Genomic DNA, 17553 nt, shown 5'->3' with positions numbered 1-17553 from the left:
CCCTTCCCCGGGCCGCCCTCGATCGGCCACCCCTTCGTGCGCCACTGCGGGGGCTCCGGCGAGAACTGTGGACAAGAGCCCGAACACTCCCGCGCGGTGGGCACCTTCCCCTTCGCCGCGCAGTAGGGGACGAGCGCGCGCCCCTCGCGGCGGAGTTCGAAGTGTCGGCAGTCCGGGCGCATCGTGTCGTGGAACGAGCGCCACCCCTTCCCGTAGGCGCGCTCGGCGATCTCCAGGCGGAGCGTCTCCGTCTCGGCGTCGCGGCGCACGCCCGAGCCGGGCGCGAGGTCGCTCGGGTGCCAGGCCACGTCGACCGCGTCGGCGTCGACGCCCGCGGAGAAGTCGGTCGCGAGGATCCCCGCCTCGACGGGCAGCTCGCGGAGGAGGGCGGGCTCGACGGGTTCGCCGGTCGTCTCGGTCGCGAGCCACGCCTCGTCGGCGAGCCCGGTCTCGATGTCGTGGTCGAGCTGTTCGGCGAGGCGGTCGGCCGCGGAGCGGTCGAGGTCCGGCTTGTTCTCGACCGCGACGATCCGCTCGACCCAGTCCGGGTACGGCCGCACCCGGCGGATCTCGATTCGGTTGCCGTCGCGGCGCTTCTCGATCAGGTCGCGGCCCGCGGCCCGGTGGACGGCCTGCCGGACGTAGCGCCACGGGTAGCCGGGGTCCGGCAGCGCGTCGCGGTACCACGCCCACTCGGCGGGCGCGCCCCGGACGACGTGGAGGAGGTCGGAGTCGATCGTCCGCTCGCCGAACGCGCGCCGCCGTTCGAACGCCGTCGGCTCGACCTCGATCACGACCGTGTCCCAGCGGCGCGCCTGCGTGCCGAGCTGGCGGGCGACGAGCGCGGGACGGGGCCCCTCGCTCGGGTGCCAGGCCAGCTCGGCGTACCGGCAGACCAACAGCTCGTAGCCGAACTCGGCGTCGGGCGTCACTGGTCGAACTGTCGTTGGCCCCGGACAAAAGCGGACCGTTCGGGGGGGAGCGTCCGGCGTCGGCGGGTCGCCCGCGCGCCGCTCAAACGTACTTGTCTTCCTCCTCGTCCTTGCGCTCGTCGAGGAAGCCGTGGGCCTCTTCGAGGATGTCGCGCGGCCCGTCCTGAGTGATCGTGTTGATCGCCTGGTCGTAATCGCGCCACTGGAGGTCGCGGTGTTCCTTCGAGAGTTCGGCGCTCGCCTCGAACGAGCGAGCGATGAACAGGTGAACCGTCTTGTGGATGGTCTTCCCGTTCGCTTCGAACACGTAGTCGTACTCCTTGCGGAACCCGTCGATCAGTCGGAAATCCTCGATTCCGGCCTCCTCGCCGACTTCCCGTATCGCCGTCTGCTGGAGCTCCTCGTCCCCCTCGACCCCGCCTTTGGGGAACTCCCAGTCCCCCGGTCGGCTCTTCAGGAGTAAGTACTCCCGTTCGCCGCGGGTATCGCGGAAGAGGATGGCTCCGGCACTGGTCGCTTCGACCGTCATTGGCCGCAGGTAAGCGATCACCCCTAAAGAGCGTGTCGGACTCCCGGACAGGTCTCGCCGACTCCCCCGCGTCGACCGGTTTCGCGGCGGGATTCGCGACGCGGTCGCACGCGCCGAGCGCGGGTAGATGCGTTTTTACCGCTCCGGGGGCCATTCACGCACGACCCCCAGCCATGACCTTCGTCACGAAACTCGACTTCGCGTCCGGCGACCGCGACGTGCTCGTCGAGACCGTCCAGGAGCTCAAGGAGACGATCGAACGCAAGGGCGCGGAGTGTAAGGGCCCGCACGCGAGCCCCTCCGAGCGCGTCACCGTGCCCCTGTACAAGAACCTCTCCGCCGGCGACGAGTTCTCGCCGTGGCGCTACGACGTGTACCGGCGCTCGATGGAGATCCACGGCGCCGACGACATCGCGCGCGCCGTCGTTGGCCGCGACTTTCCCGACTCCATCCACGTCGAGGTCGAAGTCGACCAGAAGAAGCCGCTCGGCCACCGACGCGACTGAACGCGCCGACGCCCCGAAGCGACGGGCGGACGGTCACGGCTGCGGTTCGCTTTTCGCGTAGCGTCTCCCCCGCCGAGCGGTAGCTGTGGTCAGTCGAGCGGCCGCCCCTCACCCGAGCGTGCGGAGGTTCTCCGTCTCGACGCGGTCCGGCAGCCGCGCCAGCGCGGCGTCGCACCACGCGTCGTGACCGAGCGTGATCGCCGTCTCCGGGTTCGACGCCGCGAGCGCGGCCACGCCCGCCGCGGCCGCGACCTCCGCCGCGTCGTCGGTTCGCGCCGGCACCTCGGCGGTGAGCGGATACGTCTCCGAGAGCGCGGGCGGGTACGGCCCGAACGGGGGCTTCACGCGCCACACCGCGTCGTACACGTGGTCCGACGGGGCCTTCGACTCGGTGAGCAGGAGGTCCTCGGGCGCGGCCAACCGGGCGACCCGGTCGTGATGTCGCTCCACCTCCGGACGGCGCGCCGCCTCCTGTGAGGTGTAGAAGAACGCGTCCTTCGACCCGGGGTCGGTCCGCTCCAGCTCGTCCGCGTGGTCGAGCAGCGCCCGGTAGCCGTCGAGCATCGCCGGGTGGCCCCGCGCGCGGCGGTCGACCAGTTCGAGCAGCGTCCCCGAGCGGATCGCCTCCTTCACGCGGCGCAGCTCCTCGAAGGTGACGTGGAGGTTGTGCTCGGCGAGCAGCCGTTCCGTCTCGCCGTCGCCGAACCCGCGGAGGTCGGCCGGCGTGTGATCGGCGCAGACCGGACACGAGCAGGGGAAGTAGTCGAGGTCTTCGAGGTGTTCCGTCCCCGAGACGGTCAGGTAGCGGCCGTCGCGGGCCATCAGCGCGTACGCGGCCGAGTCGAACAGGTCGCAGCCGGCCGCCACCGCGAGCGCCAGCATCATCGGGTGGCCGGCCCCGAACAGGTGGACCGGCACGCCCGGACCGAGCCCGCGCTTCGCCGCGCGCACCGCCTCGACCACCTCGGCGTAGCGGTAGGAGTTGAGCAGCGGCACCATCGCGCCGACCGGGAACACGTCGAGGTCGGTCCCCGCCGCGTGTCGCCCCGCCTCCTCGCGGAGGTCGGCGTACGTCGACCCCTGGACCGGCCCGTTGACCAGCATCTCGCCGGTCTCGGCGGCCTCGGCGTCGGCGAGCGCCCGCTTCGTCGTCTCTAGGTCGCGCTCCGCCCGCTCGCGGTCGGCGTCCGGGGGCGTCGGCACGTCGACGGGGGTCGCCACGTCGCTGCCGATCCGGCGCTGGAACTCGATGATCTCCTCGGTCGTCACGTCGATGTCGCCGTACTCGGCCAACTGGAAGGAGCCGGAGTCGGTCATGATCGCGCCGTCGAAACCGAGGAACTCGTGGAGCCCCTGGTCGACCACGCGCTCGCGGATGCGGTCGGTGCTGCGGATGATGTAGGAGTTCGTGATCAGCATCTCCGCGCCGAACTCCTCGCGGAGTCGCTCGGGCTCGATCGTGAGCACGTTGGGGTTGACCACGGGCAGGAGCGCCGGCGTCTCGACCGTGACGTCGGCGCGCGGGACCGTCAGCCGCCCGATCCGCCCGGCGGCGTCGTGGTCCCGGATCTCGAAGTGATCGCGCATACCCCGACTGCGCGGACGCGAGCGGTAAGGGTTGCGTTCGGCGGCGAGCGGGCCCGCTCGCGAGCGACTTACAGCCCGGTCGGGTGCGAGAGGTACGTCGTCTCGACGCCCCAGTCGGCGGTCAGCGACTCCAGCGCGCGGACGCCGAACGTCTCCGTCGCGTAGTGGCCGGCGAGGAACACGGTCACTCCGGCCTCGCGGGCGTCGTGGTATACCTGCTGTTTCCCCTCGCCGGTGATCAGCGCGTCCGCGCCGGCCGCGACCGCCTCGTCGAGCCAGTCGACCCCGGAGCCGGTGACGACCGCGACGCGCTCGATTTCGTCGGGCCCGAAGTCGAGGACGCGCGTGGGCGACGCCTCGCCGGCCGGCTGCCCCTCGAACCCGTCGAGCGTCTCCCGGATCGCGGCCGCCGACCGCGGCTCGGCCGCCTCGCCGATCGTCCCGATCGTGACCGGGCCCATCTCCCCGAAGGGGTCGCGGTCGGAGAGCCCGACTTCCTCGGCGACGCCGGCGGCGTTGCCCAGTTCCTGATGCCCGTCGAGCGGGAGATGGGAGACGTACAGCGCGAGGTCGTTCTCGACGAGCGCCGCGATCCGGTCGTGGACGCGCCCCGTCACGCGCTCGATGCCGCCCCACGAGAGGCCGTGGTGGACGACGAGAACGTCCGCGTCCGCGGCGGCCTCGATGGTCGCCGCCGCGGCGTCGACCGCGAACGCGACGCGCTCGATTTCGGCGTCGTCCGGACCCACCTGTAACCCGTTCGCGCTCGCGTCGACGTCGGCGTACGCGGCCGTGTCGAGCTCCTCGTCGAGTCGGTCGACGTACTCGGAGAGCTTCATACGGGCCGGTGTGTGCGTCGGCGAATAAAGGGCGCGGAGCGAGCGCGGTCGAAAAGTCGGGGCGGGCGTGGCTGGGAACGTCGAGGCGGGAAGTCCGGGCGCTCAGTCGTCGAGTTCCTCGGCGACCGAGTCCGGGACCGCGTCCGGAGCGCCGACCCCGGCGTCGGGGGCGTCGGACTCGACCCCCTCGCCCGCCGTGGGCGTGAAGTCGGGGTCGAACAGCCGGAGCGCCGTGCGGATCGTCTCCCAGTCGTCCTCGCCGGCGGCGTCGCGGAGCGAGCGCGTCGGGGCGGCGAGCAGCTGGCCGACGAGGGCGTCGGCGAGGTCGGCGACCGTCTCGCGCTGCTCGTCCGTGAGGTCGCCCTGCGCCTCCAGCTTCGACATCGCGCGGTCGAGCTCGCGCGCCTTCACGCGGTCCGCGCCGGCGTACATCGCCGAGATGGCGTCGTCGGCGCGCTTGCGCTTGTACGCCTCGAGGATGCGGTCGAGCTCGTCGTCGATGATCGACTCGACCTCGCGCGCCTCCGCGGCGCGGCTCTCCCTGGTCCGCTGGGTGACGTCTTCGAGGTCGTCGATGTCGTAGACGGTCACGCCCTCGCGCGCGCCGGCCGCCGGGTCGACGTCGCGGGGCTGCGCGATGTCGATACAGACGACCCGGCCGGCGGCGTCGACGTACGACGGGTGGACGACGAGGTCGGGGCTGCCGGTCGCGGTGACGACGAGGTCGGCGTCGGGGATCACCGCGGGGAGGTCGGCGAGCGACACCGCCTCCGCGGGCGTGTCGACCTCCTCGGCGACGAACTCCGCGTGTGGGACGGTGCGGTTCGCGACGACGATGTCGGAGACCGGCGTGTCGTCGAGCGCCCGGGCCGCGAGCGTCCCCATCTCGCCGGCGCCGACGACGACGGCCGAGCCGTCGGTGAGGTCGATCTCGCCGGCCGCCAGCCGGACCGCGGCCGAGCCGAGCGAGACGACGCCCTCGTTGATCGACGTCTCCGTCCGCGCGCGCTCGCCGACGTGGAGCGCCTTCGTCACGGCGTCTTTGAGCACCGGACCGATCCCGCCCGCGGACTTCGACTCCTCGTAGGCCTCCCGCAGCTGTCCGATGATCTGGTCTTCGCCCAAGACGAGCGACTCCAGCCCGGACGCGACCCGCATCAGGTGTTCCAAGCTCTCCTCGTGGTCGAGGCGGCGGACCGCGCCGCCGCGGACGTCCGGCGCGAACGTCGACAGGGCCGTGTTCCCGTCGACGGTGCGGTCGGTGACGACGTACGCCTCCGAGCGGTTACACGTCTGCACCGCGAACGCCTCCTCGACCCCTTCGCGAGCGAGCAGGTCGGAGACGGTCGCTCGGACGCCGTCGCCGCCGGCGGCCTCGATCTCGTCGACGGTCGCGTCGGCGTGGGCGACGCTCACGCCGGCGATCGCACCCGTCTCTCTCATCGGTCGAGTACCTCCTCGATCACGGTGTCGGCCTCTTGCCGTCCGTAAGATCTCCCCTTTTGTAAACCCTTCCAAACCCCCCGGGATCTGACAACGCGCCGGACCGCCTCCCGGCGTTTCTCCGGCGGCACGTCGGCCGCTTTCAGCTCCTCGCGGATCTCCCCAGAGAGGGCGGCCATCGCGCCGGCGCCCTCGATCTCGGCCTCGATCCGCTCGCGCAGCGCCTTCGCGAGCGCGGGGCTCGTTCCCCCCGTCGACAGCGCCACGGTCACTTGGTCGTCCTCGACCGTCGCGGGGACGACGACGCTCCCGGGGTCGCGCCCCCCGGAGACGTCAGTCCGGTTGACGAGGATACCCCTGTCGAGCGCGGCCGACTCCACGGCGGCGTTGACCGCGGCGTCGTCGGTCGCGGCGACCGCCAACGCCGGAGCGAGTCGGTCGATCCACTCGGCGACGCCGCCCGCCTCCGGCGCGGCGCGGACCAGTTCCACCGCGCCGTCGCGGTCTCCGTCGCCGCCGGCCGCGAGCGACAGCAACCGCTCGTCGAACGCCGGGCTGACGACGACGACGCGGGCGGCCTCGTCGAAGCCGCGGGCCTTCCGCGCGCCGACGGACCCGCCGCCGAACACGACCACCGTCTCGCCCGAGAGGTCGTGGTACAGCGGGGTCACGACCGGCCTCCACGGAGCGCGGTCCGCGGTGCCGTCGCGGTCGCGGCGCGGGTCACGCCGTGTTGCTGTCCGCCCGGTCCGCGATGCGGATGCCGGTCTTCTTGAGGATGCGCGTCGAGAACAGGGTGTCCCAGTCGTCCGCGCCGACGTCCCAGTAGTCGTCCATCAGGTCCCTGACCTCCGCGATCCGCCGCTCGCTCTCGGCCTCCGTGCGGCCGTGCGTCATCGCGAAGAAGTTGTACTCCCAGACGCCGGCGTGGCGCGGGCGCTCGTAGCAGTGCGTGACGAAGTCCAAGTCGGCGACGACGGGGCCGACCTCGTCGAGCGCGTCCGCGGGGACGTCCCAGACCGTCATCCCGTTCTCCGTGTAGCCGAGCGCGTAGTGGTTCGGGATGACGCCGACCCGGCGCACCTTCCCCTCCGCGTCGAACCGCTTGATCGTCTCGAGCACCCACTCCACGTCCGCGTCGATCGCGGCCGCGACGTCGGCGTAGGGCGTCTCGGTCACGGGGAGCCCGCCCTGGATCTCGACGACGAGGTCGCGCTCCTCGGGCGTGAGCGTGTCGCGGCCGCTCGACGTCACTTCGGGGCCGAGGTCGGACAGGTCCACGTCGCCCTCCGGGACCGGCCCGTCGACGAGGAACTTCGCGCCGACGTGGAACTCGCGGACCTTCGGGAGGTTGTACGTCTCCTGTCCGGTCGCGTCCTCGATCTCCGCGAGCACCTCCTCGACCCGGTCGTCCCCGTCCTTGTCGGGGTCCGGGTGGTCCGCGACGCTCACCACGAACCACATGTTGAGGTGCGGGTGTTCCCGCTCGTAGTTGTGCGCGACCGCGGTGAACTCGTTGACGGTGTCGGCCATCGCCTCGTAGCGGTCCTCGGGCGCGTGCATCGCGACGAGCGACGCCGCCCCGCCGATCTCCTCGGCGTTGACGAGCGCGCCGAACCGCGAGAGGATCCCCTCCTCGTCGAGTTCGCGAACGCGCTCGGCGAGCTCCGGCCCCGTCACGTCGACGCCGCGCTCCCGGAGCGCGGCCGCCGCCGCGTCGAAGGGACGCTCCACGACCGGGAAGCCGCCCTGGAACGCGTTGATGATCGCGCGGTCGAGCGCCGTCAGATCCGCGTCGACCTCCTGCATGGAGCGATATGGGAGCCGAGCGAGAATAAGCGATCCGACCTGCCGCCGCACCGCTGCGGCGGGGAGAACCCGGGCGACGCCCGACGCGCTCCGGGGACTACCCGTCCACGTCGCGGGCGATGTCCGCGAGCGACGAGCGCGGGCCGCGGTTCGCGTCGTAGACGGTCCGCTCGCCGGGGATCCGGAGCCCGTACAGCTCGCCCGGCACCACCACGTCGAGGACGACGGTGTCGTCGGGCCCACGGTCGTTCGCGTCGAGCCAGTCGGTGAGGCGGTTCGTCCCCGCGCCGGCCTCGCGCGCGAGGCGGCGGTTGTCGAACGCGCCCCGGAGGAGCCGGCCCCGCGAGTCGGCCGCGACCCGGGCGTGGTGCTCCTCGCGGTCGAACGCGACGCGGATCAGGTCCCCCTGACTCACGCCGAGCGCGTCGCAGGAGCCGGACTCGACGCGCCCGTCCAGCGCGTCGTCGGCCGGGAGCCTGACGCACGGGCGGCGAGTGCCGCCGCTGCGGGCGAGCGAGACGCGAACGGAGCAAACGTCCTCGCCGTCGGAGGGAACGCGAGGCATCCGGCCGCCGTTACTCGTCGTCTTCGGCGTCGCCCTCGCCGAGCGCGGCGGCGACGTCGCCGTCGCCGTCGACGACGCTCGCGTTGATCTGCGCGATGTCGTCGTCGATCTCGCGGCCGCGGACGGTGATCCGCTTGCGCTCGCCCTCGCGGGACGGCTCGAAGCCGACGCCGCCCTCCAAGAGGAGCTCCTTCAGGCGGGTGCCAGAGACGTCCTCGCGCATCGGGCGGCCGGTCTCGTCGGAGCCGCCGGTGAGTTCGATGGTGTGCTCGGAGAGCCCGAGGGCGTCGCCGCCGATCTCGTCGCCGAGTTCGCGACCGAGGAATCGGTTGGCGTCCTGTCCGTCGACCTCTCGCTGGAACGTCTCGCCGGTCTCGGGGTCGGCGACGACGACTTTGAATTCGGCCATGCCCGAACGCAGACTCCCGCGCATAAAAAGCACGTCGAAACGTCGGAACCGCGCGGCGCGGCGCGCTCAGTCGGCTGCCCCGTCGACGCGGACGATGCGGCGCTCGCCGTCTCCCCACGGCCCCTCGACGAACGCGGTCTCGACCGCGCGGGCGACGGCGTCGGGATCGTCCGGGCCGCCGGCGTCGGCGACGCTCCCGACCGAGTCCGGATCGAACGGCAGGTCGAGCGCGTCGTATACCGGCTCGGTGACCCTCGCGATCGCGGTCGCGTCGGCCGACGAGACGACGACGACGCCGGCGACCAGCGCCGCGTCGGCGCGGACGCGCTGCGCGAGGCCGGCGACCTTGCCGCCGCCGGCGACCCGCAGGGAGTGGTCGCCCGGGCAGAACGACGCGGACGGTTCGCCGCGCACCACGTCGGCCCCCGACTCGCGGAGCGCGTCGCGGAGCGTCTCGACCGCGGTCTCGTACCGGGAGTCGATCGACCCGCGACCGTCGCCGGTCGGCACCGCGACGCCGAACGACAGGGTCTCGCCGGTGTACGCCACCGCGCGCCCGCCGACGTCGCGCTCGACCGGAGGGAACCCGGCGTCGCGCGCCGCTCGCTTCGCGCGGTCGAACCCCGGCTCGCGGGCGTCGCGGCGCCCGAACGCGACCTGTCGCGGCGGCGCGGTGACGCGCACGCTGGCCGCGTCGTCGGCCGCGGCCGCCAACAGCTCCGCGACGGGCTCCCGGTCCGCCGCCGGCGTCTCGAACTCGCCGCGGTACACGCGCATGGCCTGAGGGAGGGCGGGGACGCACTAGCCAGTTGCGTCGGTCCCGACCGAACGCCCGACGGGCCCGTCCCGAAAGTCGGGACGACTGGCCGCGACCGCGTGACACAACTGTTTTGTCGGGCGTGGAAGTGGTACAGGTATCGATGAGCGATCTGGGGGCGCTGCCGGTCCAAGCGTACTTGACCGCCTGCCTGCTGGCCGGGGTCATCGGGCTCTGGCTCGGCCGGGTCGCGTGGCGGGAGCGCGACCAGCCGGGCGGGCTCGAGGTCGCGCTCTACCTGCTCTGCGGCGGGGGCATCTCCCTGCTGTACGCCCTCCGCATCGCCGCGTCCGGCGAGGTCGCGATGCGGGTCGCGCTCAACCTGGCGACGCCGCTGGTCGGCGCGCTCCCGGTCCTCTGGATCCTGTTCGCGCTGGCGTTCACGGGCCACGACCGCTGGCGGACGGAGAACCGGATCGTGGCGCTCGCGACCCCGGCGTTCGTCTGGGTCCTCCTCGCGTGGTCGAGCGCGACCCACCGGTTGGCCCGCGGCCCCGTGACCCCCGTCGTCGACGGGCCGTTCACGCTGCTCGGCTACGGACTGGGCCCCGTCGGGGGCGCGTACGTCCTCCTCGCGTTCGCGCTGTGCGTCGCCGGCGCGCTCCTCGTCGTCGACCTCTACGAGCGGACCGGGAACCGCTACCGCCTCCAGACGTTCGTCGTCCTGCTCGGGACGCTGTTCCCGTTCCTGGCGGGCGTCGCGACGTTCGTCGACGTCGGGAGCTACGCGCACCTCTCGTGGCTGCCGACGGCGTTCGTGGTCCACGGGGTGTTCCTCTACGGCACCGTCTTCTGGCTCGGCACCCTCGACGCCGCGGTCGTCGCGCGCGACACCGCCGTCGAGGTGATGCAAGACCCCGTGATCGTCTCCGGCTCCGACGGGCGGATCCGCGACCTCAACCCGGCCGCCGAGACGATCCTCCCGTCCGACGCGGTCGGCTCGTCGCTGTCCGAGGTGTTCCCGCGGCTGGAGACCGGCGTCGAACACCCGATCGCCATCGGCGACCGCCAGTTCGACATCCAGGAGAACCCGATAACCGACCCGCGCGGGACCGACCGCGGCCACGTGTTCCTCCTCCGCGACGTGACCGCCCGGGAGCGGCGACAGACGGAGCTCGAACGTCGCGAGGCCGAGCTGGAACGCCAGAACGAGCGCTTGGAGGAGTTCGCCGGCGTCGTCTCGCACGACCTGCGGAACCCGCTCGCCGCCGCGTCCGCGGCCGTCGAGCTGGCCCGCCAGCGCGGCGAGGACCCGGACGGCGCGCTGGACCGGGCGGCGAACGCCCACGAGCGGATGGACGACATGATCGAGGGGCTGCTCGCGCTGGCGACGGCGGGCGAGACGGTCGACGAGCTCGATCGCGTCTCGCTCGACGGGACGGTCAGGCGTGTCTGGTCACGGCTCGAGACCGGCGAGGCGACGCTGCGCGTCGAGGGCGACGCGACCGCGCTCGCCGACCGCGACCGGCTCGAACAGCTGCTCTCGAACCTGTTCCGCAACGCGATCGAACACGGCGGCGACGACGTGCGCGTCACCGTCTCCGTCGCCGTCGAGGCCGATGGCGTCGCGGTCGCCGTGGGCGACGACGGCCCGGGGATCCCGCCGGAGGAGCGCGAGCGCGTGACCGAGCGCGGCGTGTCGCTCGGCGGCGGCACCGGGCTGGGGCTGGCCATCGTCGGCGACATCGTCGAGGCCCACGGGTGGACGCTCTCGGTCGGCGAGTCCGACGCCGGCGGCGCGCGGTTCGTCGTCGGCGGGATGGAGGTCGCCGACCCGTGACCGACGCGCCGGAGCCGACCGTCGCGCTCCCCGCGGGCGTCGTCGAGCGGTACGAGAAGTTCTCTCGGTTCAACTCGCCGTACCCCGCCCACCGCCGCGGCCGCGCGGTCGACCTGTACCCGGGCGACGGCGTCGGGCGCTCCCCCGTCGCCGGGATCGTCCGCGCGGTCAGGACGGTCGGCTGCCCGGACCGCCCGTACGCGGCCCCTGAGGACCACTTGATCGTCGTCGACCTCGCGGACGAGTGGTGCGCCCGCGCCGGCGTCCCCGCCGGGACCGTCGCGCGGATCCTCCACGTGATCCCCGAGGTGTCGCCCGGCGACAGAGTCGCCGTCGGCGACGCGCTGGGTCCGACGACGCGGTCCGGCTTCTTCGGCCAGTGGGTCGACGACCACGTCCACCTCGGCTTCCGGCCGCCGGACGCGGACCCGTTCCGGGCCAGCGGATCGCTCCCGGTGGCCGTCGACGCCCCCGTCGAGCCCGTCGCGTGGGACGGGACGGGGAGCGTCGTCGAGCGCGGCCCGACCCACGTGGTCCTCGACGGCCCGCGACGCGACGGCGGCGAGCGGTCGTTCGCCGCGCTCGCGAGCGACGACGGGGTCCCGCTCGACGGCGGGGCGACGCACTACGCGGGGGGCGGCGCGTTCGAGGTCGGCTCCGAGTCGGCCTCGACGGCCGGACTAGAGCCCGCCGCGCTCGACGCGGGCGACGCGGTCTCGCTGTTCGGCACTCGCGTCGGGACCGCGACGGAACACGGCGCGGGAGCGGACGGGGCCGGCGCGCCGCGGATCGAGTGGGAGCCGGTCGACGTCCTCGCGAACGGCGAGCGCGTCGTGGGGCTCTCGCTGTTCGCGGCCCGGGGCGACCGGTTCGGCGTCAAGGTCGTCTGTCCGGACCGGGAGTTCTCGATCGGCGAGTCCGTGACGGTCGACGTCGTCCCCAGCGACGACCCGATCCGGCTCGGCGTCGGGTGAGCCGTCGGTCAATCGACCGCCGGTTGTCGCGCGTTTCCGGGGGGTACAAACCGTCTCGGGACGACCGGCGGGACATGGATCAGACGGACATCGCGGAGATGGACCCCCTTCCCGACGCGGCGAAGGGCTTCGTCGAGCGGAAGCTGGAGGACGAACACGGCTACCTCTCGTGGCTGAACACGTCGGTCGAGACGGTCGAGCGCGGGCGGGTGGTGCTGTCGATCCCCTTCGACGAGAAGCTCACGAACACCGACGGGCGGACGATCCACGGCGGCGTCGCGGCGACGCTGATCGACACCGCCGGCGGCGTCGCGCAGCGCACGACGTTCGAGGACCCGCTCGACGGCGGGGTGGCGACCGTGAACCTCAACGCGAACTACCTCCGGCCCGCCACCGGCGACCTCCGGGCCGAGGCCGAGGTGGTCAGGGCCGGCGGCTCCATCGGCGTCAGCGAGATGACCGTCACCAGCGGGGTCGACGGGGACCGCGGCGAGGTCGTCGTCGGTCAGGGGTCGTTCCGACTGTTCCGCGAGTAGCCCGGGAGGTCACTTAGGATCGCGTCGATCCCGCCGTCGCCGTCGCCGCCGTTTCCGAGTTCCGCCGCGAGCGCCGCGACCGAATCGCGGTCGACGCGGTCGGCGGCGGCGCGGACGACGACGGACTGCTCGCCCAGCGGGACGAACGCGCAGCCGAGCCGTTCGGCCGTCTCGCGGAGCCCGAGGCCGACGTCGGCGTCGCCGGCGGCGACCGCGCGGACCGGGCTCTCGAACGCCTTCGCGGTGCGCTCGTAGCCGTCGACCGCCTCGGCGAGGTCGCGGCGGTCGGCGTCGCGCTCGTCCGCGAGGTCGTCGAGCGCGGCGTCGAGGCTCCGCCGGAGGCCCGAGACGGTCGGGCGGTTCCGGAAGCGGAGGTCGCGGTCGACGAGGTCCGCGAGCCCGGTCACCTCCTCGGGGTTCCCGTCGGGGGCGACGAGCCCCCACTCGCGAGTCCACCCGCCGAGGGGCTCGGCGTCGACGTCGCGGTCGGTCGGGCCCGCGGTGACGGCCACGTCCGGGACGCCGTCGCGCAGGCGGCGGAGCCCCTCGCGCGAGCCGACGGCGAGGTACCGCGGGTTCGCGAGGCGGTCCAGCAGGCGGTTGAGCGCGGGGTCGTCCTCGCCGACGCCCAGCAGCGTCGGCGGGCGCACGTCCGGCGAGAACAGGTCGACCGACACCGCCTCCCCGGCGTCGAGGTACTCCGTGTCCGGGTCGACCGCCACGACGCCGTCCGCCTCGACGAGGCTCGTCGTCGCGCCCGAGCCCTTGTCGACGGGGTACACGAGCGGGCGGTCGCCGTCGTCCAGGTCGAGCAGGCCGACGGGCATCAGCCGCAGGCGGCCCTCCGCGTACCGCTCGCTCACGCCCATCCGGCCCTCGACGGTCGCCGTGGCCGGTTCGGGCTGGCCGGCGGCCTCGCGGATCGCGGGCGCGACGAACGTCCGGAAGATGGTGAGCGCAGACACCGGGTAGCCGGGGAGCCCGACGTACGCCGACTCGCCGGCCGGGGCGTCGTCCCCGTCGACGTCGCCGTCCGCGGAGCGGTCGAGCCGCCCGATCAGCATCGGCTTGCCGGGCTTGACGGCGACGCCGTGGAGGAGGAGGTCGCCCCGCGCCTCGATCACGCGGTAGATGACGTCGACAGCGCTCGCCGAGGTCGACCCCGAGGAGAGCACGAGGTCGCACTCGTCGGCCGCGCGGCGCAGCAGCCGCTCCATCTCCTCGTAGTCGTCGCCGGCGTGCGGGTAGAGGACTGGCTCGCCGCCCGCCTCCGCCACCCCGGCGGCGATCGTCGTCGAGTTCACGTCGTAGATCTCCCCGCGGTCCGGGTTCAGCGCCTCGCCCGGGCGGACCAGCTCGTCGCCGGTCGAGACGATGCCGACCCGCGGCCGCCCCTCGACCGGGACCTCGTCGACGCCGAGCGCGGACAGCAGACCGATCTCGCGGGGCGTCAGCCGCGTTCCGGGGCCGAGCGCGCGGGCGCCGGCCGCGATGTCGGTGCCGGCGGTCATCACGTGATCGCCCGGCGCGACGGACGTGCGGACCGCGATCCGGGCGGGGTCGGCGTCGCCGCCGTCGTCGCCGTCCGCGCCGATCTCGTCCGTCCGCTCGACCATCACGACCGCGTCCGCCCCGTCCGGCATCACCGCGCCCGTGGATATCTCCGCGCAGGTGCCCGGCTCGACGGTCACGTCGGGCGCCGCGCCGGCGTGGACCGCGCCGACGAGGTCGAGCTCGGCCGGGTCGGCCTCGTCGGCGCCGAAGGTGTCCCGCGCGCGGACCGCGTACCCGTCCATCGAGGCGCGGTCGAACCCCGGGACGTCGATCGCGGCGTCGACGCGCTCGGCGAGGACCCGGCCGCGGGCGTCCGCGAGCGGGACCGTCTCCGGGGGCGGCGAGAGGTCGAGCGAGTCGATGGCCTCGCGGGCGGCCGCCGGCTCGGCGAGCTCGCGGAACTCCTTGCGGTCGCTCACGGCGTCACCTCCCAGAGCTCGACGTCGACGGGCTCGCCGGCGTCGATCCCCTCCCGCGGCTCGGGGACGACGACCCAGCCGTCGGCGAGCGCGACGCTGGAGAGGATGCCGGAGCCGCTCGCGCGAGTCGGCGTCGCGGTCGGGAGCGCGTCGTCTCCCCCGTCCTCGTCGGACACGGACACCCGCGCGAACGTCCGCACGCCGGGCTCGCTCGCGACCTTCCGGTCGAGCGTCGCGCGCCGCGTCGGGAAGGGGTCCGCGTCGGTCCCGGCCGCCCGTTTCATGGCGGGCCGGAGGAACTGCGCCGCGTTGACGATACACGCGACCGGGTAGCCGGGGAGCGAGACGATCGGCGTCCCCTCGGCGCGGCCGAGACACACCGGGTGGCCCGGCTTCAGCGCGACGCCGTGGACCAACACCTCGCCGAGGTCGTCGACGACCTCGGGGAGCAGGTCGCGCTCGCCGACCGAGGAGCCGCCGGTGGTGACGACCACGTCGGCGTCGAGGTCGGCCGCGACGGCCTCCCGCAGCGCCGCGTGGTCGTCGGTGACGACGTCGCGGTAGCGCGGCTCGCCGCCCCAGCGCTCGACGAGGCGAGAGACGGTGAGCCCGTTCGTCTCGATCACCTCGCCGGGTCCCGGGTCGGACTCGACCAGCTCCTCGCCGGTCGGGATCACGGCGACCTCGGGCGGCTCGCGGACCGGGACGCTGTCGAGGCCGACCGAGCGCAGCAGGCCGAGGTCGGAGGGGCGCAAGACGTGGCCGGCCTCGTAGAGGCGCTGCCCGTCCGCCACGTCCTCGCCGGCCTCGCCGACGTTCTCGCCGGTCGCGACCGCGTCGAACACCTCGACGTCGTCGCCGACGGTCTCGACCTGTTCGATCATCACGACCGCGTCGGCGCCATCGGGGACCGCGCTGCCGGTGTGGACCCGGGCGGCCTCGCCGGGCGCGACCGCGTCCGCCCCGGCGGCCTTGGCCGCGAGGACCGCCGGCGATCGGTCGCCGGCCCCGAAGGTGTCGCTCGCGCGGACCGCGTACCCGTCCATCGCGGCCCGGTCGTACCCCGGCACGGGCGCGGGGGCGTCGATCGGTTCGGCGACGACCCGCCCGTCGGCCGCGTCGACCGGGACCGACTCCCGCCGGTCGTGCGGCGCGACGGCGTCGAGCAGCGTCGCCCTCGCCTCCGCGACCCGGGTCCGTCGCTTGAACCCGGACTCGCGTCTGTCGTGGCTCATACGCTACCCTTCGGGGCCGCGGGCAAAAACCCCGTTCTCCGCGGCAGCCGTCGCTCGGCGGGGCCGACGCGACGCGTCAGGCGAACCAAGAGAGGAACCGCCGGGTGCGGTGGATCGACTGGAGCGCGGCGACCTTCGCCGCGACGAGCCCGTCGGTCGCGGTCCGCACGGTGGCGCGCGCGCCCCTCTCCGCGCCGGTCCGCGCGTAGTACGCCGACCGGCGCCCGGCCGCGCCGACGTAGTGTTTCGCCGCCATCCGGATCGGCGCGCGCCGGCCGTCGACGGTCGTCGTGCCGCGCCGGATCGCCCCGAGGACGTCGTCCGCGGTGACCTCGCTCGCCGACTCGCGGCCCTCGATCGCCAGCTCGGTGAACGCCCGCCCGACGTACTGGAGGTGGTGCGCGTCGCTCGCGGCGACGCCCGGGTAGCCGTGCTCGGCCGCGAACCGCCGCGCGCGCCGGTTGCGATACCCGGTGAACAGCCAGGCGTTGAACACCTCGATCGCGTCGACCTCGGCGACCGGCGCGGCGGGCTTCGGCTCCGGTTCCGGACCGGTCGCCGACACGCTTTCTGTCGACGCGCCGTCCGTCGCCGCCGCACCGACCGCCCCGCCGTCCGCCGCCTCCGTCTTGCCGCCTTCCGCACCGACCGACCCCCCGTCGGTCGCCTCCGCATCGGTCGCCTCGTCGACGGTCTCGTCGGCCGGCCCGGGCGTCGGGATGTTGCGCTGGCGGACGCCGTGGCGGGAGCGCTGGAACGGGTGCGGGACGATCGCGACGCCGCCGCGGTCGCGGATCCAGCGGACCGTGTCGGCGTACGACTCGCCCCGCGGGGGCATCCGCTCGACGCCGATCGCGAGCAGGTGGCCGTGGGCGGTGGACACCTCCACGCCGGGGATGCCGATGAGGCCGTACTCGGAGGCGATCTCCGCGGCGCGTTTCGACTCCCGGATCACGTCGTGGTCGGTGATGACGACCGCGTCGAGCCCGATCTCGGCCGCGTGCTCCAAGATTAGCTCGACCGGTTCGTGGCCGTCGTAGCTCCCCTCGGAGTGGACGTGGGGGTCGATGCTGACGGTGACGCGGGACACGCTCGGACTACGCGGCGGGAGACATATAAATGGGCGATCGCCGGCGGCCGGTGCTCGCACCCGCGTCTCCGGTCGCTAGCGGCGCCCACGTCAGCCGAACAGGCCCTTGATCCGGTCGACGACCGAGCCGTCCTCGTCCGCCTCCTCGGCCTCCTTCCGCTGCTGTTCGCGCAGTTCGCGGAGCTTCGCGGCCTGGTCGTCCGTCCCCTGCCCGCTGTCGGTCTTCGCCTCGCCGCCCTGGAGCCCCTTCAGCTCCGAGACCGCGTCGTTGACCGTGCCGGAGGTCGTCCGCGTCTCGGTCGCAGATCCCGAGAGCTGCTCCGTGTCGACGTCCGCCTCGTCGACCGCGCTCGTGTTCAGTTCGAGCCGGCGCGTCTCGGAGCGCTCGACGCCGCCCCACGTCAGCTCGGCGTCATCCAGCTCGCGCTCGATGTCGGCGCGGACGGACTCCTCGGTGACCGTCTCGCCGTCGGCGTCGGTCGCGGTCGCCGCCGCGCCGTCGGCGGTGCCCGCACCGCCCGCGCCGGCC

The 17553-nt window shown here is 73.7% G+C and carries 17 protein-coding genes and 1 pseudogene; 4 read left to right on the top strand and 14 right to left on the bottom strand.

Annotated elements, in window-relative coordinates:
* Positions 1-932, bottom strand: a 932-nt coding sequence (locus tag Q0116_RS09805; RefSeq protein WP_297887460.1) for a DUF5787 family protein, incomplete at its 3' end; no start/stop codon positions are given.
* An 82-nt stretch (positions 933-1014) separates the two neighbouring features.
* The gene (locus Q0116_RS09800) at positions 1015-1461 is read right to left on the bottom strand and encodes a bis(5'-nucleosyl)-tetraphosphatase (RefSeq protein ID WP_006113450.1); all 447 of its coding nucleotides are present in this window, start codon (positions 1459-1461) and stop codon (positions 1015-1017) included.
* 173 nt (positions 1462-1634) lie between these two features.
* Here Q0116_RS09800 and Q0116_RS09795 point away from each other — a divergent pair, with 173 nt between their 5' ends.
* Positions 1635-1967: an uS10/mL48 family ribosomal protein gene (locus tag Q0116_RS09795; protein ID WP_006113449.1), complete on the top strand. Its 333-nt coding sequence runs from the start codon at positions 1635-1637 to the stop codon at positions 1965-1967.
* Between the two features lie 108 nt (positions 1968-2075).
* Here Q0116_RS09795 and tgtA read toward each other — a convergent pair whose 3' ends face one another.
* From tgtA to Q0116_RS09755, 8 genes are all read right to left on the bottom strand, one after another.
* Positions 2076-3554, bottom strand: coding sequence for a tRNA guanosine(15) transglycosylase TgtA (tgtA, locus tag Q0116_RS09790; RefSeq protein WP_297887452.1), 1479 nt, complete (start codon positions 3552-3554; stop codon positions 2076-2078).
* A gap of 68 nt (positions 3555-3622) precedes the next feature.
* Positions 3623-4393, bottom strand: coding sequence for a Nif3-like dinuclear metal center hexameric protein (locus tag Q0116_RS09785; RefSeq protein WP_297887449.1), 771 nt, complete (start codon positions 4391-4393; stop codon positions 3623-3625).
* Positions 4394-4495: 102 nt separating this feature from the next.
* Positions 4496-5836: a glutamyl-tRNA reductase gene (gene hemA, locus Q0116_RS09780; protein ID WP_297887446.1), complete on the bottom strand. Its 1341-nt coding sequence runs from the start codon at positions 5834-5836 to the stop codon at positions 4496-4498.
* A complete protein-coding gene (locus tag Q0116_RS09775; RefSeq protein WP_297887444.1) occupies positions 5833-6507 on the bottom strand; it encodes a bifunctional precorrin-2 dehydrogenase/sirohydrochlorin ferrochelatase in 675 nt (224 codons plus the stop codon). Before Q0116_RS09775 ends, hemA begins: the two co-directional genes overlap by 4 nt.
* 52 nt (positions 6508-6559) lie before the next feature.
* Complete coding sequence (locus Q0116_RS09770; protein WP_297887442.1) at positions 6560-7645, bottom strand: Lrp/AsnC family transcriptional regulator; 1086 nt, start codon at positions 7643-7645, stop codon at positions 6560-6562.
* A gap of 97 nt (positions 7646-7742) precedes the next feature.
* Entirely contained in the window at positions 7743-8210 is a 468-nt protein-coding gene (locus Q0116_RS09765; RefSeq protein WP_297887440.1) for a hypothetical protein, read from the bottom strand.
* Between the two features lie 10 nt (positions 8211-8220).
* Complete coding sequence (locus Q0116_RS09760; protein WP_297887438.1) at positions 8221-8619, bottom strand: 30S ribosomal protein S6e; 399 nt, start codon at positions 8617-8619, stop codon at positions 8221-8223.
* Between the two features lie 66 nt (positions 8620-8685).
* Positions 8686-9396 (bottom strand): lipoate--protein ligase family protein, encoded by a 711-nt coding sequence (locus Q0116_RS09755; RefSeq protein ID WP_297887436.1) that lies wholly within the window; start codon positions 9394-9396, stop codon positions 8686-8688.
* Positions 9397-9539: 143 nt separating this feature from the next.
* Between Q0116_RS09755 and Q0116_RS09750 the strand changes: the two genes are divergently transcribed.
* From Q0116_RS09750 to Q0116_RS09740, 3 genes are all read left to right on the top strand, one after another.
* Positions 9540-11216: a histidine kinase N-terminal 7TM domain-containing protein gene (locus Q0116_RS09750; protein ID WP_297887434.1), complete on the top strand. Its 1677-nt coding sequence runs from the start codon at positions 9540-9542 to the stop codon at positions 11214-11216.
* On the top strand, positions 11213-12190 hold the full coding sequence (locus Q0116_RS09745; protein ID WP_297887433.1) for a hypothetical protein: 978 nt from the start codon (positions 11213-11215) through the stop codon (positions 12188-12190). The genes Q0116_RS09750 and Q0116_RS09745 overlap by 4 nt, the downstream gene beginning before the upstream one ends.
* A gap of 74 nt (positions 12191-12264) precedes the next feature.
* Positions 12265-12726 carry a PaaI family thioesterase gene (locus Q0116_RS09740; protein ID WP_297887431.1) on the top strand — a complete coding sequence of 154 codons (462 nt, stop codon included), beginning with the start codon at positions 12265-12267 and terminating at the stop codon, positions 12724-12726.
* Here Q0116_RS09740 and Q0116_RS09735 read toward each other — a convergent pair.
* From Q0116_RS09735 to Q0116_RS09720, 4 genes and pseudogenes are all read right to left on the bottom strand, one after another.
* The gene (locus Q0116_RS09735; RefSeq protein ID WP_297887429.1) at positions 12696-14699 is read right to left on the bottom strand and encodes a molybdopterin biosynthesis protein; all 2004 of its coding nucleotides are present in this window, start codon (positions 14697-14699) and stop codon (positions 12696-12698) included. The genes Q0116_RS09740 and Q0116_RS09735 overlap by 31 nt on opposite strands.
* The gene (gene glp, locus Q0116_RS09730; protein ID WP_297887427.1) at positions 14696-15934 is read right to left on the bottom strand and encodes a gephyrin-like molybdotransferase Glp; all 1239 of its coding nucleotides are present in this window, start codon (positions 15932-15934) and stop codon (positions 14696-14698) included. Before glp ends, Q0116_RS09735 begins: the two co-directional genes overlap by 4 nt.
* Positions 15935-16010: 76 nt before the next feature.
* Complete coding sequence (locus Q0116_RS09725) at positions 16011-17024, bottom strand: PHP domain-containing protein (protein ID WP_297887425.1); 1014 nt, start codon at positions 17022-17024, stop codon at positions 16011-16013.
* A 90-nt stretch (positions 17025-17114) separates the two neighbouring features.
* Positions 17115-17553, bottom strand: a pseudogene (locus Q0116_RS09720) (permease); the annotation flags it as partial.

The organism is uncultured Halorubrum sp., assembly GCF_937146585.1.
Taxonomy (GTDB): domain Archaea; phylum Halobacteriota; class Halobacteria; order Halobacteriales; family Haloferacaceae; genus Halorubrum; species Halorubrum miltondacostae.
Note: the sequence above shows the minus strand (reverse complement) of the source record. Positions and strands in the feature narration are given on the sequence as shown.